Origin of the sequence: Roseateles puraquae, assembly GCF_002205845.1 — a bacterium.
Lineage (GTDB): Bacteria > Pseudomonadota > Gammaproteobacteria > Burkholderiales > Burkholderiaceae_C > Pelomonas > Pelomonas puraquae.
Genome location: NZ_NISI01000014.1, coordinates 40,967 through 60,544, shown reverse-complemented (window position 1 = coordinate 60,544; position 19,578 = coordinate 40,967). Strand labels below are relative to the sequence as shown.

The 19,578-nt window shown below is 63.6% G+C and carries 26 protein-coding genes; 13 read left to right on the top strand and 13 right to left on the bottom strand.

Annotation, left to right across the window (positions count from 1 at the left end):
• Window positions 1-30: 30 nt before the first annotated feature.
• From CDO81_RS23975 to arsS, 4 genes are read right to left on the bottom strand one after another with little or no spacing between them, the layout of a single operon-like run.
• A complete protein-coding gene (locus CDO81_RS23975) occupies window positions 31-1,035 on the bottom strand; it encodes a metallophosphatase family protein (RefSeq protein ID WP_144397387.1) in 1,005 nt (334 codons plus the stop codon).
• Complete coding sequence (gene arsM / locus CDO81_RS23970) at window positions 1,032-2,042, bottom strand: arsenosugar biosynthesis arsenite methyltransferase ArsM (RefSeq protein WP_206602165.1); 1,011 nt, start codon at window positions 2,040-2,042, stop codon at window positions 1,032-1,034. The genes CDO81_RS23975 and arsM overlap by 4 nt, the downstream gene beginning before the upstream one ends.
• Window positions 2,035-2,871, bottom strand: a complete 837-nt coding sequence (locus CDO81_RS23965; RefSeq protein WP_241517121.1) for a phosphate/phosphite/phosphonate ABC transporter substrate-binding protein — start codon at window positions 2,869-2,871, stop codon at window positions 2,035-2,037. Before CDO81_RS23965 ends, arsM begins: the two co-directional genes overlap by 8 nt.
• A gap of 59 nt (window positions 2,872-2,930) precedes the next feature.
• Window positions 2,931-3,899, bottom strand: a complete 969-nt coding sequence (arsS, locus tag CDO81_RS23960; protein WP_088485777.1) for an arsenosugar biosynthesis radical SAM (seleno)protein ArsS — start codon at window positions 3,897-3,899, stop codon at window positions 2,931-2,933.
• A gap of 167 nt (window positions 3,900-4,066) precedes the next feature.
• On the opposite strand from arsS, the gene CDO81_RS23955 reads away from it, so the two are divergent.
• The 6 genes from CDO81_RS23955 (at window position 4,067) to CDO81_RS29330 (ending at window position 6,699) form a co-directional block, all read left to right on the top strand.
• Entirely contained in the window at window positions 4,067-4,528 is a 462-nt protein-coding gene (locus tag CDO81_RS23955) for a hypothetical protein (protein ID WP_144397386.1), read from the top strand.
• 34 nt (window positions 4,529-4,562) lie between these two features.
• Window positions 4,563-4,793: a nitrate/nitrite transporter NrtS gene (gene nrtS / locus CDO81_RS23950; protein ID WP_206602164.1), complete on the top strand. Its 231-nt coding sequence runs from the start codon at window positions 4,563-4,565 to the stop codon at window positions 4,791-4,793.
• A gap of 3 nt (window positions 4,794-4,796) precedes the next feature.
• Window positions 4,797-5,429: a sigma-70 family RNA polymerase sigma factor gene (locus CDO81_RS23945; protein ID WP_088485775.1), complete on the top strand. Its 633-nt coding sequence runs from the start codon at window positions 4,797-4,799 to the stop codon at window positions 5,427-5,429.
• Window positions 5,423-5,641: an anti-sigma factor family protein gene (locus CDO81_RS23940; RefSeq protein WP_088485774.1), complete on the top strand. Its 219-nt coding sequence runs from the start codon at window positions 5,423-5,425 to the stop codon at window positions 5,639-5,641. The genes CDO81_RS23945 and CDO81_RS23940 overlap by 7 nt, the downstream gene beginning before the upstream one ends.
• A gap of 483 nt (window positions 5,642-6,124) precedes the next feature.
• The gene (locus CDO81_RS23935; RefSeq protein ID WP_088485773.1) at window positions 6,125-6,454 is read left to right on the top strand and encodes a helix-turn-helix domain-containing protein; all 330 of its coding nucleotides are present in this window, start codon (window positions 6,125-6,127) and stop codon (window positions 6,452-6,454) included.
• A complete protein-coding gene (locus tag CDO81_RS29330) occupies window positions 6,451-6,699 on the top strand; it encodes a helix-turn-helix domain-containing protein (RefSeq protein WP_088485772.1) in 249 nt (82 codons plus the stop codon). Before CDO81_RS23935 ends, CDO81_RS29330 begins: the two co-directional genes overlap by 4 nt.
• Here CDO81_RS29330 and CDO81_RS23925 read toward each other — a convergent pair.
• Window positions 6,693-6,992 carry a BPSL0761 family protein gene (locus CDO81_RS23925; protein ID WP_088485771.1) on the bottom strand — a complete coding sequence of 100 codons (300 nt, stop codon included), beginning with the start codon at window positions 6,990-6,992 and terminating at the stop codon, window positions 6,693-6,695. The two genes, CDO81_RS29330 and CDO81_RS23925, sit on opposite strands and share 7 nt — an antisense overlap.
• Window positions 6,989-7,378: a helix-turn-helix domain-containing protein gene (locus tag CDO81_RS23920; protein ID WP_088485770.1), complete on the bottom strand. Its 390-nt coding sequence runs from the start codon at window positions 7,376-7,378 to the stop codon at window positions 6,989-6,991. Before CDO81_RS23920 ends, CDO81_RS23925 begins: the two co-directional genes overlap by 4 nt.
• Window positions 7,379-7,594: 216 nt before the next feature.
• Between CDO81_RS23920 and CDO81_RS23915 the strand changes: the two genes are divergently transcribed.
• Genes CDO81_RS23915 through CDO81_RS23905 form a run of 3 tightly spaced genes read left to right on the top strand, consistent with a single transcriptional unit; the run spans window position 7,595 to window position 8,828 of the window.
• Window positions 7,595-8,047: a hypothetical protein gene (locus tag CDO81_RS23915; protein WP_158218404.1), complete on the top strand. Its 453-nt coding sequence runs from the start codon at window positions 7,595-7,597 to the stop codon at window positions 8,045-8,047.
• Window positions 8,044-8,418 carry a hypothetical protein gene (locus tag CDO81_RS23910; protein WP_088485768.1) on the top strand — a complete coding sequence of 125 codons (375 nt, stop codon included), beginning with the start codon at window positions 8,044-8,046 and terminating at the stop codon, window positions 8,416-8,418. The genes CDO81_RS23915 and CDO81_RS23910 overlap by 4 nt, the downstream gene beginning before the upstream one ends.
• 50 nt (window positions 8,419-8,468) lie before the next feature.
• Window positions 8,469-8,828 carry a hypothetical protein gene (locus tag CDO81_RS23905; protein ID WP_088485767.1) on the top strand — a complete coding sequence of 120 codons (360 nt, stop codon included), beginning with the start codon at window positions 8,469-8,471 and terminating at the stop codon, window positions 8,826-8,828.
• A gap of 16 nt (window positions 8,829-8,844) precedes the next feature.
• On the opposite strand, the gene CDO81_RS23900 is transcribed toward CDO81_RS23905, so the two are convergent.
• The 3 genes from CDO81_RS23900 to CDO81_RS23890 are packed head-to-tail and all read right to left on the bottom strand — an operon-like array spanning window position 8,845 to window position 10,378.
• Entirely contained in the window at window positions 8,845-9,423 is a 579-nt protein-coding gene (locus tag CDO81_RS23900; protein ID WP_088485766.1) for an RES family NAD+ phosphorylase, read from the bottom strand.
• A gap of 9 nt (window positions 9,424-9,432) precedes the next feature.
• Window positions 9,433-9,906 carry a hypothetical protein gene (locus tag CDO81_RS23895; RefSeq protein WP_088485765.1) on the bottom strand — a complete coding sequence of 158 codons (474 nt, stop codon included), beginning with the start codon at window positions 9,904-9,906 and terminating at the stop codon, window positions 9,433-9,435.
• Between the two features lie 22 nt (window positions 9,907-9,928).
• Window positions 9,929-10,378 (bottom strand): hypothetical protein, encoded by a 450-nt coding sequence (locus tag CDO81_RS23890; RefSeq protein ID WP_088485764.1) that lies wholly within the window; start codon window positions 10,376-10,378, stop codon window positions 9,929-9,931.
• A 216-nt stretch (window positions 10,379-10,594) separates the two neighbouring features.
• Between CDO81_RS23890 and CDO81_RS23885 the strand changes: the two genes are divergently transcribed.
• The 3 genes from CDO81_RS23885 to CDO81_RS23875 are packed head-to-tail and all read left to right on the top strand — an operon-like array spanning window position 10,595 to window position 15,540.
• On the top strand, window positions 10,595-11,578 hold the full coding sequence (locus CDO81_RS23885) for a LysR family transcriptional regulator (RefSeq protein WP_088485763.1): 984 nt from the start codon (window positions 10,595-10,597) through the stop codon (window positions 11,576-11,578).
• Entirely contained in the window at window positions 11,575-12,534 is a 960-nt protein-coding gene (locus CDO81_RS23880) for a site-specific integrase (protein WP_088485762.1), read from the top strand. Before CDO81_RS23885 ends, CDO81_RS23880 begins: the two co-directional genes overlap by 4 nt.
• A gap of 54 nt (window positions 12,535-12,588) precedes the next feature.
• Window positions 12,589-15,540: a Tn3 family transposase gene (locus CDO81_RS23875; protein WP_088485761.1), complete on the top strand. Its 2,952-nt coding sequence runs from the start codon at window positions 12,589-12,591 to the stop codon at window positions 15,538-15,540.
• A gap of 230 nt (window positions 15,541-15,770) precedes the next feature.
• Here CDO81_RS23875 and CDO81_RS23870 read toward each other — a convergent pair whose 3' ends face one another.
• From CDO81_RS23870 to CDO81_RS23860, 3 genes are read right to left on the bottom strand one after another with little or no spacing between them, the layout of a single operon-like run.
• Window positions 15,771-16,910, bottom strand: a complete 1,140-nt coding sequence (locus CDO81_RS23870) for a DUF4158 domain-containing protein (protein WP_241517120.1) — start codon at window positions 16,908-16,910, stop codon at window positions 15,771-15,773.
• Between the two features lie 3 nt (window positions 16,911-16,913).
• Complete coding sequence (locus tag CDO81_RS23865; protein ID WP_003150546.1) at window positions 16,914-17,324, bottom strand: putative toxin-antitoxin system toxin component, PIN family; 411 nt, start codon at window positions 17,322-17,324, stop codon at window positions 16,914-16,916.
• A complete protein-coding gene (locus CDO81_RS23860; protein ID WP_003089107.1) occupies window positions 17,324-17,563 on the bottom strand; it encodes a ribbon-helix-helix domain-containing protein in 240 nt (79 codons plus the stop codon). Before CDO81_RS23860 ends, CDO81_RS23865 begins: the two co-directional genes overlap by 1 nt.
• Before the next feature lie 201 nt (window positions 17,564-17,764).
• Between CDO81_RS23860 and CDO81_RS23855 the strand changes: the two genes are divergently transcribed.
• Entirely contained in the window at window positions 17,765-18,694 is a 930-nt protein-coding gene (locus CDO81_RS23855) for a recombinase family protein (protein ID WP_003150544.1), read from the top strand.
• A 3-nt stretch (window positions 18,695-18,697) separates the two neighbouring features.
• On the opposite strand, the gene fba is transcribed toward CDO81_RS23855, so the two are convergent.
• Window positions 18,698-19,555: a class II fructose-bisphosphate aldolase gene (fba, locus tag CDO81_RS23850; protein WP_241517119.1), complete on the bottom strand. Its 858-nt coding sequence runs from the start codon at window positions 19,553-19,555 to the stop codon at window positions 18,698-18,700.
• Window positions 19,556-19,578: the final 23 nt, after the last annotated feature.

Sequence of the window (19,578 nt, the reverse complement as noted above, 5' to 3'; positions counted from 1 at the left end):
CCCGCAAGACGGCGGAACTGGGCTCTTGCATCATTGAACCGTCAGGGTCACGCCCCCGCCGACTGCGTCGTGGCGGTCAAAATCCGGTCCGGCAACGATGCGCTTGAAATAGGCCTCATAGGCCGGTGAACCCTGCGGCCAGTTGGCAAGAAAGTGTCTGACCCAGCTCGCCGCGTCGTAGTGCACCGGCATCGCGTCGTAGCGAACACCGTTTAGGTTCAAACCGTACAAGCTTCCCCGTGGGATCGTCGGGTCGGCGGAGATCCGGGTCACGATGCCGAAGCCTTCGTTGGCAAAGTTGGGCAGGCCTGCGGCGCCGTTATTGAAAATCGCTCGGGTTCGCCCGTCGACTTGCAGGTCGCGCGCATGCGCAAGGCAGGTATGGGAGCTGGCGAAGACATCGACATCCGCGTCGCGGAACCAACGTTCCAGCTTCGATGGTGGCGTGAGTTCTGCAACCGCCTCATCGCCCGAGCAGCACTTGCCGATCGGGCTCAAGCGCTCAGCGGCGAACGACCAGCCCGCGAGCATCTCTGGGTCACCATGAACAATGCCCACCCGCGTCTCGCCTACAGCCAGGACGCGGAAAAATGGCAAATCCTGCAGACCTCGGCACAGCACCGGCAACTCGCGCGCCGTACCCTGCAACCGCGACATGATCGCGTTGGATCGGGCGACGTAGTCGGCATTGAAGTAGTCGGGATAGTTGCAGCCACAACCTGCGTCCGTCGGCCGTGAGAGTTCGGCCTCGACGTTGCCTCGTATCGACAGGCTCGCAAGCGCTACCTGATTGACTTCCTTGAAGCTCGCTGCGTCGACGTTGAACCAGTTGTGGTCGCCGTTGAAGACGAGACTCACGTGTTTGCCCTGGCGGGCCTCGGCCTGCTGCATGCGCAGGATGGCGTGCAAAGCGTCGAGGTTGCCGTACAGGCCACCGATCACGTAAGCGGTATCGACTCGGTCCACCGTCATGCCGCGAAAGTCTGCAGCGGCGTACTGGTACTCGATGGGGCAAGACTGGCCAGGGGAATTCATGCAAGCGTCTCCACTTCCGTGCGCACCGGCGCATGACGCCAGGTGGGCGGGGTGATCAATACATCCTTCTCCGGGCGTGTCTGCAGTCGCAGAGCCGTGCGATCACTGACAGCAATCGGCAGGTGCCTGGGCAATTCAACGCCGCCGCTCTCGATACGGTCGTTCGGTCCAACGTAGACCGCGCGGCGCCCAGTGAAGATCTCCGCCTCGCAGACAGATCCATACGGTCCGGTCTTGCGAGAGACCGTGTCGAGTGCGTCGAGCGCGAGGTCCGCGTCCAGTCCGAAAGCGACGCGCTCCAACGAGCGATAGGGCTTTCGTGACCGAACCTCGATGACACCGAATCCCGCCGCGGCGATTTCAGCCACATAGTCCTCGAATCGCAACGCGCCAGCCATGCACATGGCGCGCAAGCGGTCGTCAGCCCGCAAGTGCTTGGGCATGTCACGTTCGGCGATGGGATCGCTCATCATCAACCGCCCACCCGGACGCAGCACTCGGGCTGCCTCGGCCAGTGCACGGCGCAGGTCGGCGGGCTCAAAGATGTTGAACAGGCAGTTCTGCGCCACCAGGTCCACGCTCTCGTCGGGAACTGGCAGCGCGAAGGCGTCGCCCGCCATGACACGTACGAAGGCTGGGTCGAACCAAGGATTGAGGCTTGCCGCCTGAATGAGGTTTGCCTCCGCCGCCTGCCGCATGCGCGGCGCGGGCTCCACGGCAATCACGCTTGCAGGCCGGCGAGAGAACCACGCGAATTGAAGGGCTTCCAGCCCACCGCCGACGCCGATGTACAGCGCCGTCGGGGCATCGGCCAACTCGCCGGGATGGACGGTTGTCCCACAGCTGAAGGTCAAAGCCTCCATCGCTGACGGCACCACCAAGCCTGGCAGCTCCAGGTCATTGCGCTGCACGCAGCACGCGCCCAGTGCAGGTGTCTCGGCGGCCGCATCGTAGAAAGCCTGAGCGGCGGCGAGGTATCCGCCCATGATCGGCGCGGAATCAGCCACGAGCCTTGATCCGGCCAATGGCGAGGCCCGCGTCCTCGATCATCTTGTAGCTGGCGTGGGTGGCGGCAACGAAGCCGGTGTAGCGGGGGGGCATGAGGGCCTTGGCCGCGTCACCGCTCAAAGCCAGCAAGATGGACTGCAACTGCTGCGTGAACTCCCGGGGCGCCTGCTTCGGAACGGCGAAGGCATCGTTGGGCAGAGGGTCCGAGGTCCAGACGATCTTCGTGGCGTCGGGCTTGATCCGCCCGGCCGCAATCATGGCGTTTCTGTTGCGGTCGTAGTCCGTGGCGAGGTCGACCTGTCCAGAAGCGACAGCCACCTCGTTGGCCGGATGCGAGGCGCCTTCGCTGTACTTCCAGAACGCTTTGGGATCGATCTTCCACACCTTCGACGCATAGAAGGTGGGAATCAGCCAACCCGAGGTGGAACCCACGTCGGCGAACGAGATCGATCGGCCGCGCGTGTCGTCCGGAAAGCGGGCCACACTGATGTCGGGGCGACCGACGATGATGGCTTGGTAAGTGGGCTTGTCGTCGTACTTGACCGTCGCGATGGCCTGGCAGTCGGTCGCGTTGTTGGCGATGACGTAGCCCCACGGGCCCATCCAGGCCGCGTCGAGCTGGCCCGAGCCCATCGCAACCGCGAGCCCCGCCCAGTCGGTGCTCACAGCAAGATCGAAGTCCGGGGCGCCAAGGCTCTTCGCAATGTGCGCAAACAGAGGCAAAAACGCCTTGCGGGTGTCTTCTGCCGTGGGCATGAAGGGCCCCACGCCAAATCGAAGCTTGCGGGACTGGGCCATGATGGCGGGCGCTGGCAGCGCACCGGCCAAGAGCGCAGCCGATTGAAGCAAGAAATGCCTGCGGGACATCAGATTCTCCTCAAGGGTGTTTATTGATCGAGGGCGCCGCCGCAGCTGGAACCTTGCCCGGCTGTGCAGCCGAAGCAGTGGTCGGCGACGCGGACCGGCGAGGCTTCTAGTGCCGCTGCGGTGATTTCCGTGATGTGCGCACGACGGCCGCCCGAGCTCTGGAGCCCGAGCCCGAGCTGCTGATTGAAGTCGCAGTCGTAGAGGTAGCCCTGCCAATCCACGCTGAGCAGGCTGCGGCACATCACCTGTTCGAGATTGGCCGCACGATGGGCCTCCCGCAACAGGGTCATGTAGGTGTTGAACTGGCCCTTGGAAACCAGCATCGAGCCGAATCGCTGAATGGGCATGTTGGCCAGGGTGAACAGGCTGTTGAAGCGCGCCCCGAACTTTTCATCCAGGTGCCGCTTGTAGTCGCGCTCAAGTGGTCCCTGGGCGGGGGGGAGTACGGGGCCCTGCGGGTTGTAGACGAGGTTGAGCACGAGGCCGCTGCCCGGCGCGCCATACCCTAGGTCGTTCAGGCGCTTCAACGCTCGCATGCTGGCGTCGAAGACCCCCTTGCCCCGCTGCCGGTCCACGTTGTCCTCGAGGTAGCACGGCAAGGAAGCGACGACCTCCACATGATGTGCGGCCAGGAATTCCGTGAGATCCTCATGCCCCGGTTCTTCAAGAATCGTCAGGTTGCAGCGATCGATCACCTTCAGGCCTCGTGCACGAGCGGCAATGACCAATTGACGGAAGTGTGGGTTGAGCTCCGGCGCACCGCCAGTCAAGTCCAGGCTTTGGATGGATGCATTGGCATCCATGAAGTCGATTACCGCGTCGACGGTTTCACGCGACATCTCTTCCGTCCGGTTCGGGCCAGCACCCACGTGGCAGTGAACGCAGGACTGATTGCACCGATATCCCAGGTTGACCTGCAAGGTACTGATCACCTGGCGGGCCAGCGGAGGGAAATCGGTCTTGGCCAGCAGCGGCAGAGTGGCGTGCATGCGTGAGCTTTCGGTGGGCGATGACGCTTGGACGACGGCGGAGCCTGTTTCTTACAGAGCGTCTGTAAGGAAAAGGAGTTCGATCCGTCAACAGGCAGGTAGGACGCCGGTCGTGGCATTTCGCCATGAGACAAGCGCCCAGAACCGAACCGAATCGAAGCCGAGCCATGACACCCCTGCGACGCGTACTTCTCGCCCGCCCGCACGCATTCATCGTCAATGAAATGCGTCCCTTCCTGGTCACGGCCGGCTTCGCACCCGTGCGGATCGACGGCCTGCACCAGCTCGACCAAGAGATCCGAACGCCGGCTCAAGGTGCCATCATTTCGACTGCAGTCACGTCTTCTTTGGGGGCCGACGCCGCCACAGTCTTCCGCAAGATCCGCGAGTCGAACGCCAGCCTTCCCGTGGTTTTTGCAGGCATGGCGGACCTCGCCACCATGGAAGCGGTGGTGATGCGAGCCGTCAGGGATTTGCAGCCCGAAGCCAGGGCAGTTGGACCTGCAGGTTTTCGACTCGCCCGGCCTCAGGACCGAGCTTCGACGTTCCTGATCCTGCGCAAGGAGGACTTGCAGCAGGGTGCAATGCAAGAGGCTGCGATCTCGGCGATCCGCATGCTGTTCTCATGAAGTTGCGCCTTGCCCGAGCGCGGAAACGGCCACCATGAACCTGCGGGCGGTACTCAAGCTGATGGTCAGCGGACGCATCGCCCGGCCGGCGCTGAAGGTAGCGCTGGTGGTTGGGACGGTGCTGAACGTCATCAACAATGGTGGGCGGATCATGGCCGGACAGGCCGTCGATCCGTGGCATCTGGTGTTGAACTACCTGGTGCCGTTCTGCGTCTCTGCTTACAGCGCGGCGCGCAACGAGGCCGCAAGGGAACGAGGTGATTGATCAATGAGCCGTGCCACGGATCCTCTCCGCAATGACACGCCTGATGCCGCCGTCCAGGCGATCAGTGCAGAAGCGTTAATTGCGCTCAGAGCGGACATGCTGAAGTTCGCCAGGCTTCAGGTTCGTAACGCCGAGACGGCGGAGGACCTGGTGCAGGAATCCATTGAAGCCGCCCTCAAGCAGTCATCCACCTTTGCAGGACGTTCAACCCTCAAGACTTGGGTGTTTGCGATCCTGCGCAATCGCATCATTGACCATGTCCGCCAGGCGGGCCGCACTGTGCCAATCTCAAGCTTGCTTGAGGAAGATGACAGCTGGATCGAGCGGCAGGACGCGCTCTTCAGCGAGAAGGGGGCATGGCGCGAGTCAGCCAGGCCGAAGACCTGGCCGGCGCCGGAGGAGTCGATGGAGTCCAAGCAGTTCTGGCGGGTGTTCGAAGCCTGCCTTGATCACCTGCCGCCCAACACAGGACGCGTCTTCATGATGCGCGAGTTTCTCGGGTTTGACACCGAGGAGATCTGCGCGCAGTTGAGCATCACGTCAACCAATCTGCACGTCATCCTGCATCGAGCTAGGCACAAATTGCGAGGTTGTATGGAAATGGGCTGGGGCCGTCCCGGGGAGACCGCATGCTGAGCTGCAAGGAGGTGACCGAAATCTGCTCCCTGGAAATGGAAGAGCCGATTTCATTCGGGCAGCGACTTGGCCTGGGCGCTCATCTGATGATGTGCTCCGGTTGCACAAACTATCGTCGGCACTTGCGCGTCATTCGTCAGGCCATGCAAACCTACGCAGAGGGGCGCGCCGTGACGGACGATCCGTCAAAGGGCGAGCGCGGTCCGATATAGGACCCAAACTTTCCTCCAGGCGACGGAGCTCGAACCACGCACAGCCACCGCGTACGGATGGTGCTTCTCATGGGCGCAGGGTGGTCGGATTCATATTGGCCCGGCCTGCTAAAGTATCGCAGAGGCCAGCGCTGCTGGCCTCCCTGCTAAACCTCCCTGAGCAGGAGCTCCGGCGTGATGACACCGACGAAGCTTTACGGCCCCGGCTTCGCCCGGGGCCTCGTTTTTTCCATGCCGCATGTCCAGCAGGACTTTTCACGGCGAGTCGCCGGCACAAGTGGTGCTGACTCCTGATCGACCAGACGATCTATGTGTTGAGTCTCGCGCAGCCTGAATCAGTAGTGGCAGAGGGATGCTTTGCAGATTCGGCGTGGTCCATGTCGCCTGGAGTGGTACTCGGGATGGGCACCGAGGCAACGCACCTTATAAGGTGTAGTCCTTTAAGGTACGTGATGAGCCAATGCGGGCCGATTGACGCCCGCAATGAGTTCCAAGGCTTCCGTTCCCAACTTCGGCAAGGCGCTGCGCGCCGTGAGGCTTGAGCGCGACCTCTCACAGGAAGACTTCTACGAGGTCTCCGGGCGGACGTACGTCAGCCGGCTCGAAAACAACGGCGCTGAGCCTTCGCTCAACAAAATTGTTCAGTTGGCCCAGGTCATGGGCACTCACCCGCTGACGCTGCTCACGCTGGCCTTCTGCAGCAAGGGGACGCCCGCCGAGGTCGAGCGGCTGCTCGACGGTGTGAAGGAAGAGATCGCCTCGTTCAAAGACCTGAGCTTGGGACGGCGTGACCGGCGCAGGCCTGGGCCATGACCGCTCGTACTGGCCAGGGACTGGCCCACGCGGTGTTCCTTGACGAGCTGGTTCGACTTCGCATGCAGGCCGGTCTCACTCCGCAAGAGCTCGCTCGGCGCTTGGGCGTCAAGGCGTGTGTCGTGACGCGGGCCGAAGCGGGTATGCGGCGCGTCGGTGTCGTGGAACTGCAGCTCTGGGCTTTCACGTGCGGATCGACCCTGGAAGATTTCGGCCGGCGCCTGGACGCCCGAATTCCTCAATAGAAATGCCGCAGTATCACCAGCAAGGTGTATCGGCGGCCTTCTGAGCAGGCCGAACTCACGCGCATACGCTGGAACAGGTCCCTGGCAGCCGCCAGAACATTGGCGTACTGAATCTGCAGCGACTCCAGGTCGTGGTCGCCACAGTCCCTGATCATGGCAAGCGCGGGGTAGCGGATGAGCAGCTCGGCCGACGCCTCGCGCCAGTTTTTGGGCAGTGCTACGTCGACTGACTGCTCCTCAAGCGCCTCCCGCCCCCAGATCAGGTTGCGCCGTCTCTCGTCTGGCGTTGTCATCGCCGCACCTGTCGCTTGACGGGCTTCGCCTGCGCCGGCGTCGCCGTGGACTGGTCCATGGACAGGCCGGCCTGCACGAGTTGGCTCAACGGACTGCGCGCCAGCCGGTGGGGAGGCTTGGCCCGAAGTCGTATCGCCTCAAGAAGCCGCAGTTCGGCATCCAGCTCGTTGAGGAACTCCAGGAACTCGACACCCAGCGCGGCGAGCCACTGCCGCAGCTCGATGATGTGCAGGGTTGTTTGGCCGGATTCGACGTAGCTGACCCAGCCCTGGCTGCGGCCGAGCAATTTGCAAAGGTCGGCTTGCCGAAGCTGGCGGGACTCTCGCAGCTTGCGAAGCTTGTCCAGGAAGATTTTGTTGTGGCGACTGTGCAGGGCTTTGGACATGGACGCGATGGTTCTCAGCCTCGCACCGTAGCTGAGCCGGCGCCATATCAGGAATTTTGATATGGCCAGGTAGGTCGAACAATTTATGGGAGTTCAACAATCCGGCCGCTGAACCTGTAGCTGTTCACGGCCTCGCACCCAATGTTCGTGTCCCAGCCGCAATATGAATTTCCCTTTCCGCCGGCCCTGGAGCAGCCCGGCTCCCAGCACTGGCGCATGGTCGAACTGACCTTGCATGCTCCTTGGTTCCTGCTGTCGGTGGAAGTCGTCGACGCTGAGATCCACGACTGCAGCATGACGCGCACCATCTGCATCGCCTGGGACTACGACCTGGCCGAAGTGCTTCGCGGGCTCGATCCCGATCTTGTTCGGGGGATCGTCTGCATGATGCCGGCCTGGGCATCCCCCAACGGTCAATGGTCGTCGCGAGAGGTCCGCGAGGTTTGGATGTGCAGTTCCCCGGCGGGGCAGAGCGTGTTCCTGCTCGACGCGGCCGGTCAGGAGTTCGACTGTGGGTTGGTGCCGGAGCACGTGGAGCCGACGACGAAGGATCTTTTGCTGCGTGTCTCGCCCGCCAAGGCTGGGCGCCAGCCGCGCAGCCGGCGCAAGACACCGCCTGCGGGAAACCGCGGCACTCGTCGGGCCGGCGCGCGCAAGGACGCCGCATGAGCGAAAGTGAGCCGGGGGTTCCCGCCGTTGCCTTCGTCAATCTGAGGGATGGGCCGGCGGTCTACGCACAGCCGCGCATTGAGGTGCATTCCTGGCGGTTGATCCGGGCGCCAGCCGGAACCCTTCACCTGGTGACCCTCAGGGACCTTACCGAAGAGCGCGGTACCGTTCGCGTCACCTCGGCGATCACGGCCGTCGACCAGGAAGCCGGAATCGTGACCACCTCATCGGGTCGGCAGTACGCGCTGATGCGGCCGGCCGAGGAGCGAGAGTTCGAGCGCGAGCTGCTACAGGGCGGGGCTGTCAGGTTGGGCCTGGGCGACGCCGTCGACGTCAGCGTGCTCGCCTGGGATCAGGTCCAAATCTGCTGATGTCGAGTTGCGACTTCGACGTTCAGTTGCGACTTCAACAAGAAACACCAATGGCCCTTTCCGGCAGCGTCGCTGCCTTCAACCTTGGCAGCGAAATCCCCGCATTCACCCGCGTCATGACGCATCTGCTGCCGGTGCCGCTGCGCGAACTCGCCCTCAGCCGTGTCCATGTGCTGACGCTGTCGCCGGACCGCGACCGCGTCTGGGTCGAGCAGTTCGACACGTCCTGGTCGGCTGGCGAGACGCGTTGGCCCGGTCGGCTGTGGCCTGAGCCTGAGCCGGTGCTCCAGCTTGAGCGGTGCGAGCGCTTGAGGGGCGAAGAGCTGGCGGCCCTGGTGGCAGTGTCACGCCTTCCGGACGCGCGGCCGGAGTTCAAGCGATCGATCTGGACATGGGCCTGGGCTCGTTGAGCCTCCCGGCTAGGCCTCATGCAAGTGGCAGACCGCTGCCCCGAGCAACAGTTGCCACAACGCGGTGCAGGTTGCCAGTCTCAGGGTCGATCAGGCGCTGGCGCCAGCGGGCGCGAATGGCTGGGAGGACGTGCTCGAAGAGCGCGTAGCAGATGCCGGCGTAGCGCTGCGCCGACAGGTAGGCGATGCCGTCGTAGCCAGCTGAAGCGGCGCGGGCGGCCAGGCCCTGGGTCGGGCCGAAACGGGTCGACTGCAGCGCCGGGTAATCGGCCGCATGCGGCGTCATGTCGAGCAAGGTTATGCCGTCGGCCACTCCGGCACAGAGCAGCTCGCCGCGGCGCAGGCGGTCCAGCGAAAGAAGTGTCTGCTCGCGGCGCCCGAACGCCTCGTAGCCGGCTGTCTCTGGCGAGTCGGCGAAGTAGGCGACGCGCTGGTCCGGCAGACAGAAGCGGCCGCTCAGCGCGCCTGGCAGCGAGACGCGGAGGGGGCCGACGGCGCGGTTGCCGGGACGTGAGCGCACCGGCTGGATCCTGAAGAGATGTCGGTCTGGCGTCAGACGATACGGTGGGAGTTCATCAAAGTCTTGGAAGTTCATCTTGGAGGGTCAGAGACCCTCCGCGCTGGCCAACGCCAACACCCGATCTGCTTGGCCCTGTTCAAGAGCCTGGCGGGGGGGAACTCCACCAAGGCCGCCGTGCGGGGTCTCCAGAAATGCCAGCAGGGTCCAGCCATCGAGGGTGCCCAACGCCTTGGACAGCTTGGGGATCACGTCCCACAGCATCGGCTCGAACTGCCATGCCGGCAGCCGAAAGCCGCGCTGCATGCGTGGCACGCCGATGGCGCGTCCCTTGGCAATCCAGGCGTTGATCGTCACTCGAGTAGTCCCGGCCAGCTTGGCCGCTTGATCGGTGTTCACCATGTCGGAGGCCTCGAGGCGCGCGTTGCGCGCGGCCAGACTGCTGCGCAGCAGTGCTTGGGTTTCAGAGGCCGAGACATAGGGTGTTGCTTGCTCGCCGGGCGCCTCATCGGGGCGCCGCGCGGAGGTGGTTGAGGGATAAATCATCGTGAAGTCGCGCAATGCGCACCAATTGAGAGAACCCTCATGGGAGATTCCGCCCATCGACCTTCGCGGCGCTGAAAAAGCCGAGGGCCCGGCGGACCAGCGTGATGCCACGGACCCGCCTTGGCGGCCTCAACCTCACGGATCGGCAGAACGTGTCCAGCAGGCTGATGAGGTTGCGCAGGCGCAACCGTCGGCTCAGCAAGAAGCGCCGGCAGTTGTTCAACAACTCCAGCGTGGCGGTCCGGTAGGCAGCCAGCCAGCGCTGCTGTTCCAGGGCAGCGCTGATCTCGTTTAGGAAGTGGGGCGGCAGCGAGACTGCCGCCGCCTTGATGCGCTGCACCTCGCGCAGCACTTCCAGCATCGTGTCGTCGAGGCCCAGTCCGCGCATCTCGCGGGCATGGCGAACCACCTCGTTCCAGCCGGCAGCGCCAGCGAGCCGCTCGCGCTCGGACAGGCCGTACCGGCGCAGTTGGCGCATCTCCGCCATGACTGAGTCCAGTCCGGCGTCATGCGCTGCAAGCAGGTGAAGGGTGTCCCAGGTCAAAACGGATAACTCAGAAAAGTTCGTTAAGTTGGATTATAGAAAACAGCGCTAGGGATGCAAGGCCACCGACTCCACGCACCTAACCGGGGCGCACTCGGAGAACGGGCTCCAGTAGACACACGGTTTAAAATACATATGATTTACAACCGTCTGTTGTAGATGGCAACCATGCCAACCCCTATGCGCGAACTTAGAGCCCTTGCCACGTTGTTGAAGGCGGACGAACTCGGTAGCCTGACCAACGCCGCTGCCGACCAGGGCATCACGCCCCAGGCCGCGAGCAAGACGCTGGCACAGCTGGAGCGGCAGCTCGGAGTCAAGCTGCTGGAGCGCACGACGCGGCGGCTGGCGCTGACACCCGAAGGTCAGGTGCTGGTCGACGCATCCCGACCAGCACTGGAGGCGATGAACGCAGCGTTGGACGCCGTGCGCAAGGCGTCGTTCAAGCCGCTCACCGGCCACCTGTCCATCGCAGCGCCGCGGATGGTGGTGTCGACCGTGCTGGCGCCGGTGGTCGACGCCTTCAGCGCGCTGCATCCCAAGCTGAACCTGCACGTCAGGTCCGTCGACCAAGCCACGCCGGCGCTCCAGGGGGAAGACGAGGTGTGCTTCAGCTTCGGGCCGATGCTGGAGCAGGCCGTCAGCAGCACCTTCCTGATGGAAGCGCTACTCCTGTACTGCGCCTCGCCGGGCTACCTGGCCAAGCACGGGGTGCCGCGGTCGGTCGAGGCGCTGGACGCGCGCCAAGCCGGGATGCCGGTGCTTGAGGCCCGGACGGGCGGCAAGGATCGCGGGCCGATGCTTTCGACCAACGACGACCAACTCGAACTGCAGATCGCCCGGTCTGGCCGCTTGGCGATGCAGCTGATCTCACTGACTGCGATGCCGTACATCGAGGACGGCACGCTTGTGCCGCTACCGTCGTTGGGGGTCGATTCGGCCCACCTGTTCCTTTGCCACTACAGCGGTGAAGTGCTGCCGCAGGTCGGCGCCTTCGTCGAGTTCGCGCTGGACCGCTTGCAAGGCAGCCAGGCATTTGCACCATCGGAAACCCGCCTGGCGGCGCTGGAACGGGCGGCTATGCGGCGACGGCCTTCACCGAAGTCCTTCCGCCGATTGGAAGCGACGAGCTTGGCGCCATGAGCGCCACCGTTGAGCAGTACGTCCTAGCGGCCGACCGGGACAACACGGTCAAGAGCTATGCCGCAGCGCTGCGCAACTTCGAGCAAGTCTGGAGCGGGCTGCTGCCCGCAACGGCTGACACGGTGGCGCGCTACGTGGCCGAGCACGCTGAGGTCTACCGCATCAGCACGCTGCGTCTGCATCTGGCGGCACTGGCGCGATGGCATGCCGACAACGGCTTCGGCGATCCCACCCGGTCGCCGCTGGTGCAGAAGGTGCTGCGTGGCGTCCGGGCCAAGCACGCGGTGCCGCAGAAGCGGGCCCGGCCGCTGCAGCTCGACGTGCTCGAAGCGGTGTCCGACTGGCTGCTGAAGGCGCAGGCGTCGGCACGCGAGCACGGCCGCCAGACCGAGCAGCTGCGCCGCAGCCGCGACCGCGCGATGCTCCTGCTGGGCTTTTGGCGCGCATTCCGATCCGACGAGCTGGCCAGCATGCGCATCGAGGAGGTCCAAGCCCAGCGGGGCAAAGGGCTGACCTGCCGGCCTCGAAAGACCAAGACCACTGACGAGGGCGAGGACCGTGCATTCCATTGCCCGGCGCTGTCGCGGCTGTGCCCTGTGGACGCCTACCTCGACTGGATCGAGCTGAGCGGCCGCAAGACCGGGCCGGTGTTCCCTAGCATCGATCGTTGGGGCAACGTCTCGAACGAGCACATGCTGAGCAAGACTGTGCTGCCGCTGCTGCGGCGCATCCTGCACGCGGCTGGCGCCGAGGAGGCCGCCAGTTATTCCAGCCACTCGCTTCGCCGTGGTTTCGCCAACTGGGCCAGCAGCAACGGCTGGGACCTCAAGGAACTGATGGAGCACGTTGGCTGGCGCGACGTCAGCTCCGCGCTGCGCTACATCGACATCTCGCTGGACGGGATGAAGACCAAGTTTGAAAGCGGGCTCGCGCGCAGTGCGCCCTCGTCGTCATAGGGATCCGATCGAGCGACGCTGACGTCGCAACTACATCTTCTTTGGAGGTGCTTCTTGTCGTCCTACCGCCAGCGATTTGTCGGCCTGACCGAGCTTCCTAGAGGACTGAGTGAGTTCGATGCCGAACATGCCTTCGGCCTCTCGCAGACGGACGTCGAGAAGATACGGAAGTTCCCGACCAAGGCTCGCCTGGCGGCTGCGGCGCAACTGGTGTTGGCTCGGGCGACGGGTCGAAGCTTCACGCACAGCAAGGTGCTGCCAGCCACGCTGCTGCAGTACCTGTCACGCACACTCGGCGTCAGTGACACGTCGATCGCGTCGATCAAGGCACTGTATTCGCGGGAGAAGACGCTCTTCGACCACCGGAAATGGGCGTTCGAGGAGGCTGGCTTCAGGTCAGCCGAGGATGCCGATCTGCTTGAGCTGTTGGCCTCGCTGCAGTCGCACGCAGGCAATGCCATCTCCGTCGATGACCTGGTCAGGGCGGGTGAGCTATGGCTCTTCGATCGCAAGGTCCAGTTGCCGTCCGACCGGGCCATTCGCGACGTGGCCCGCGACGCGTTCAATTCGGCAGAAGTCTCGGCGCTTGAAGTGGTGCGAAAGCACGTGCCGCCCGACAAGCTCGATCGCGTAGTGGCCGAGGTATTCGCCAAGAGAAAGGGCCGCAAGAGCACGACCGTCGTCGAATGGTTGAAGGTGCCAACCGGAAAACACAGCCCGAGCAACCTGACCGACGTCATCGGCAAGGTCCAGTTTCTCAAGGGCCTGGGCGTGCATGAATGGACGCTGGAAGGCATCCCATTGCTGCGCATGCATGCCTTTGGCCAGGGCATCGTCAACCGCCCGCCGGCGCACAGCCAGCGTCTGGCTCGAGACACCCTTCACCTGGAGATCGTCTGCTTCCTGCGCAGTTCCCTACTTGAATTGACGGACGTCGCGCTCTTCATGTGCGGCCGGCGGATCTGCAACCTGGTCAGCCAGGCCGGCACGACCGTGAACCGCCGCAAGATACAGACGCTGGGCGAGTTCCGGACGCGCGAGACGCAGACGCGGTCGGTGCTGTATGACGACAGCAAGAGCGCTGAACAGAAGATCTCCGCGCTCCAGGAGATGTTCCCCGACGACAGCAAGCCCATCGACATGAGCAACGCCGCGATGGTGCGCCAGGCTTTGAGCGAGGACCACGTGCGCGTGAAGAACCTCATCAAGGACATGATGGCGCTGGACTTCCAAGGCCGCGATGGCCTCCCGGCCATGAAACAGATCGCCGCGCTTCGCGATCTGCATGAGAAGGACTTGGCCGAGCTGCCGGAGGGCTTCGACGCCAGCATGGTTGACCCGGTCTGGCACTCGATCGTCAACGGTGCAGACCGCAAGCAAGGCCTCACCGGTCTGCGTGCATGCGCGCTGATGGCGGTGCGCAAATGCCTCAAGGGTGGCCGGATGTGGATCGACCACAGCGAGGACTTCCGTAGCCGCGACGGCATGCTGATTTCCAAGGAGGAGTGGAAGAAGAAGCGCAGCATCCTCATGGGCACGCTGAACATGCCCGTCGATCCTGAGCGTTTCCTTGAGCCGCTGCTGGCCACGCTGAGAGTCAGTCTGCAGGCGTTGGCCGAGACCGTGGACGCGGAGAGGGTCACCATCGGTCCGAAGGGCGAGTTGCACATCCCGCCCATCGAGGCAATGGAGGTCGACGACAACGTCATCAACACTCGCAACGCCATTTTCCAGGCCATCGGTGAGACGCAGCTCAGCGACGTGATGGTCGCCGTCGACGTGGCGTGCAACTTCACCGAAGCGCTGCTAGGCCGTAAGGCCGACTCCGTCAACGAGTTGCTGGCCAACTATGGCGCCTTGCTGGCGCACGGCACTGAAGTCTCTGCCAAGGCGGTTGCGGCCATGATTCCCAACATCGAGGTGTCGCAGATCACGTCTGCGATGCGGTCGCTGGAAGTGCCAGGGCGGCTGAGGAAGGCCAACGAACGTGTGCTGGCCTACCAACACCAGTTCGCGATCACCAAGCTCTGGGACCGCGGCGACAAGGCCTCATCGGACATGATGTCCTTGGACGCGACCCAGCACTTGTACAACGCGCGCGTGGATCCGCGGCGGCGCACACATGCCGTGGGAATCTACACCCACGTGTTGGGCTCGTACGGCATCTTCCACGACGAGGCCATTGTGCTCAACGTCCGCCAACACAGCATGGCCGTGCACGGCGCTGAGACCTACAACGCATCGCGTCAAAGCGATGAGATCAAACTTTCGCTGCTGGCGGTAGACACCCACGGATACACCAACGCCGCGATGGCGACGGCCAAGGGTCTCGGCTTCGATCTTTGCCCTCGGCTGAAGAACCTCTCCGAACAGAAGCTGTTCGTCCCCAGGGGATTCGAAGTGCCGGAATCCCTGGAGCGGGCCGCGGTAGGGACCATCGCGTTGAAGACGATCAAAGACGGATACGACGATTACCTGCGCATGCTGGCGTCTGTCAAGACCGGTCGAGTCACGCCGAAGTTCCTCCTTGAAAAACTCGGCAGTGCGGCCCAGGGGGATCCACTGCACAAAACGCTGGACTCGCTGGGCCGCCTCCTGCGGACCATCTATCTCTGCGAGTACCACAGCAACCCCGAGTTCCGCCGCGAGATCCATACGCTACTGAACCGGGGCGAGTCGGTGCACCAACTGCAGCGCGCGGTCTACTCCGGCCGGCTGGAGCCCGAGCGCGGTCGCCGTGATTCGGAGATGCGCGCGATCTCCGGGTCGCACGCGCTGCTGTCCAACATCCTCATCGCATGGAACACGGCGCAGATGCAGTCCGTCGTCGATAAGTGGCGCAAAGAGAAGCACAAGCATCCCTTGGAGGATTCCTGGCTGCGCAGGATGGGCCCGGCTCACTTCGGGCACGTGAACTTCCGAGGCATGCTGACCTTCAGCATCGACAAGTACGTCGATGCGCTGTTGCGCAACCAGGGGTCCGCCAAGCGGAAGGCTAGGGGCTGAGCATCTCGAAGGCGCCATGGTTGGTCGTGCAAAAACTGGCGCCTTGGATAGAAGCGCACCTACAGATCAAGCACTTACAGGCGCGGTGATTTTGTAGGCGCCTGGCTTTCGGTGCAAAAACTGGCGGTTTGGGACAAACCGCTCGCAGGCGTTGCTGGCACCTAGACCGGGCTGCGGCTCGGCCGCGCTGCGGAAAACATCGGCACCGGAGCATCGGGTTTACGCTAACTTTAAACCGCCAGTTCCTGCATCGAAACCAACATCACCCCTTCCAGGGCCTTTTCCAGGGTGGTCCTCGGCAGGTCGTTGAACAGCCGGGCGCGCACGTTGTCATCGCTGATCGAGCTGTCCAGCACGACCTTGCACGCGGCGGCGAGCGTCGCGGCCGACCGATCCAGGTCTTTCAGGCTGCGCATGCGGGCTTTCTTGTCGGCCTTCTCCGCGTTGCTGAACAGGTCGCGCAGCAAGGCCTCCAGGACTTCCAGTGCGTCGTCGTGCGCAGTCGCCTCCAGGCAGAGTGCGAAGGCCACCAGTGTCGCCATCCGCCGCGACGCCGGCAGCCGATTAATCGCGGTGACCTTGGCCGTGTTGGCGAAGCGGGCCAGGGCGGCGATACGGCTGGGAGGGATGTGCGCCGCCGCCGGCAAGGTGATGCCGATGCCGCGCACGTCATCGAGCCGGCGCAGTGCCCGAATCAACGCGGGGCCACTGACCATGACCGGGCCGGAGCGCAATTGATCCAGCCGGGAGCTGCGGTTGCCTTCGGCCACCGTCAGCAAGTCTTGCAGTTGCAATCGCTGTTCCTCAGTCACGCTGCGGCCCAGCGTAAACCAGAGGCGTTCTTCGACCCGACTGCGCAACTGGGCGATAAAGCGCTCTAGTTGAGACACACCAGGCAGGAGGACTTTCTGTGTGAACAGCCACGAGGTGGCTCGCTCAAACAGCACTCCCGGCCGGTCGGTGCCCGTCCAGCAGAGGGCATACAGCCAGCGGCTCAAGCGAAAGCCGATGCCCGGATCGGTGAAATGACGATAGCCAAAGCGGTTCTGAATATCGGTGGCATGTATCCAGCGGCGATGATCGCTATAGCGCTGGAGGCAGTCGGGGTCTGGAATCGCCAGTTGTCGGCAAAGCACCTGCAGGACTTCCACCGGCACGGCGGCGGGCTTGTCCGGCAGAACGCCAACGAAGCGGACGGTGGTCAGCAGAACGGCATAACCCAGACGGTTATGGTTACCCCGCAGCACCTGGATGGCTTCACGGTCTTCATCGCTCAGGTGGAAGTAACGTTCCAGCTCTTCACGGCTGGGCGAATCAACATAGCGGCCAAAACCGTCGCGTTGCTCTTGAGTCAGAAAACCGACCGGCATTGATCACAGCACCTCGACGCAGAACACGGCGGGCGTGACGATCCGCGTGCGTTCGATGTGCCCGCGTTGCAGCAGGCCGGCGCGGCGATCACCGGTTACCAGGTAGTCCGCATCGCCCGCCAAGGCCATGGCCAGCAAAAACGAGTCATCCGGATCATCGGCTTCGACCTCGATGGTCAGGCGCTCCAGTACCACAGCCCGTTGCAGGTTATTGATCATGGCGCCCACCTTGGCGGGCTGTAGGATGGCCTGAAGCTTGGGATAGCGGCTGGCTCGACGAATTTCATCGAGTTGCATCCGCGAGGTCACCACCTCGAAACGCGCCGCCCGCCAGGCACGGTAGATCGCATCGGGCGCGCCATGTGGCGAGATCAGGGCGCTGAACAGGATGTTGGTATCCAACACGACCCGCATCAGCGCTTACGTGCCCAGTCGAGCGCTTCGTCAACCGCGTTGGTCAATTCTGCCTCACTCAGATGGGCGTTAGCGGCCTTGGCCTGCTCAGCGCTCAGCTCCAGGATGTGTGCCCGTACCGCTTCTTCGATGAAGCGCGACAGGTCGCCCTTACGGCCGCCGCCCTGGCTGGCCAGAAACATCCGAAGCGACTGGTCGGTGTCGGCCGAGACGGCGACATTCCAGCGAATGGTATTCATAGCGTTCTCCGCTAATAGGTGTTTGTGTGTTTATACGCCAATCACAAAGGGCGATGCAATGGTTCGACAAAACGAAGGTTTTGCCGAACTCTATCGAGGAATGGCTCGGTTCGTTAAGCTCCCCGCGCTACGGTTCAAATAACTGGTACGCTTAATCAAAGTTCAACTATTACTAACGTAGTCGAGTAAACAGTACTTTTGATGAAGATCGGTTATGCGCGAGTGAGCACTCGGGATCAGAAAGCCGACCTACAAGTCGATGCCCTGAAACAGGCCGGGTGCGAACGCATCTACCAAGACATCGCCAGCGGCGCGAAAAGCGCCCGGCCGGAGTTGGACAAACTGCTGGCCAACGTGCGGCCGGGTGATGCCGTGGTGATCTGGAAGCTGGATCGCCTTGGGCGTTCCCTCAAGCACCTGGTCGAGTTGGTCGGCGAGCTGGCAGAGCGCAAGGTCGGCTTACAGAGCCTGAATGACCCCATCGACACCACCCACGCCCAAGGCCGCCTGGTGTTCAACCTGTTCGCCTCGCTGGCGGAGTTCGAGCGCGAGCTGATCCGCGAGCGGACTCAGGCGGGTCTGTCGGCCGCACGGGCGCGTGGCCGGATCGGTGGCCGTCCCAAGGGCCTGCCAGCCAAGGCTGAGGCCACCGCCATGGCGGCCGAAACCCTCTACCGCGAAGGTCGCCTGAGCGTCAGCGCGATCGGCGAGAAGCTGCACATCTCCAAGAGCACGCTGTACAGCTACCTGCGCCACCGTGGTGTCGAGATCGGCGCGTACCAGAAGAGCGCCAGGTCACGCGACCAGCAGCCTTCGGCCGCGTCGCCGGCAGAGCCGCCCGCCGCCGAGCGGGTGGCCACCGTCACCCTGCGCCTCGCGGTGGTGAATAACAGCAAGTTCGTGCGCGGCCGGAAGCGGGCCACGGAGAACATTGAGCGCTACTGCCTGGAGCCCTATGGCATGAAGCGGCTGGATGCCGGCCACTATGAGTTGACCATTCCGTATCGGAGCGACGATGAGCTGGACAAGAGCGTGCATGACCTGCTGACCGAGATCAGCCAGGAGGCCGACATGCGCAACTGTTTTGTCGAGATGGGCGCCTGGGAAGAAGACACCGAAAAGCGTTGGTAGGGCTTACGTTGGTTTTTGGTTCCATTGCTCCCCAAACCCCATCTTGCGCACGCCGTGGCGGATGCCTTCCTGGATCTCCTCGACCGGCACGCCGTAGGTTTCCTTGATGTCGCCGCCGTGCTCGCGGATGACGGTCAGCCACTCCTGCGGCACCGACGACGAGCCGTGCATGACGAGATGGGTGTCGGGGATGCGCGCGTGGATCTGCTTGATGCGGTCGATCGCGAGGATGTCGCCCGTGGGCTTGCGGCTGAACTTGTAGGCGCCGTGCGAGGTGCCGATGGCGATGGCCAGGGCGTCCACGCCGGTCTGGGCGACGAAGTCGGCGGCCTGGTCGGGGTCGGTCAGCATCTGCTCGTGGGTCAGCACGCCTTCGGCGCCCACACCGTCCTCCTCGCCGGCGGTGCCGGATTCGAGCGAGCCCAGGCAGCCCAGTTCGCCTTCCACCGACACGTCCACCGCATGCGCCATCTCCACGACGCGCCGGGTCACGGCCACGTTGTACTCGTAGCTGGCTGGGGTCTTGGCGTCCTCCAGCAGCGAGCCGTCCATCATCACGCTGGTGAAGCCCGAACGGATGGACTGCATGCACACCGCGGGGCTGGCGCCGTGATCCTGGTGCATGACGATGGGCAGGCGCGGATACATCTCGACGGCGGCCTCCACCATCTTGCGCAGGAAGGGCTCGCCCGCGTATTTGCGCGCGCCGGCCGAGGCTTGCAGGATGACCGGGCTATCGGTCTTCTGGGCGGCCTGCAGGATGGCCTGGATCTGTTCCAGGTTGTTGACGTTGAAGGCGGGCACGCCGTAGCGGTGCTCGGCGGCGTGGTCGAGCAGGCGGCGCAGGGAAATCATGGGCATCGGGGACTCCGGTGGGTTTGAGT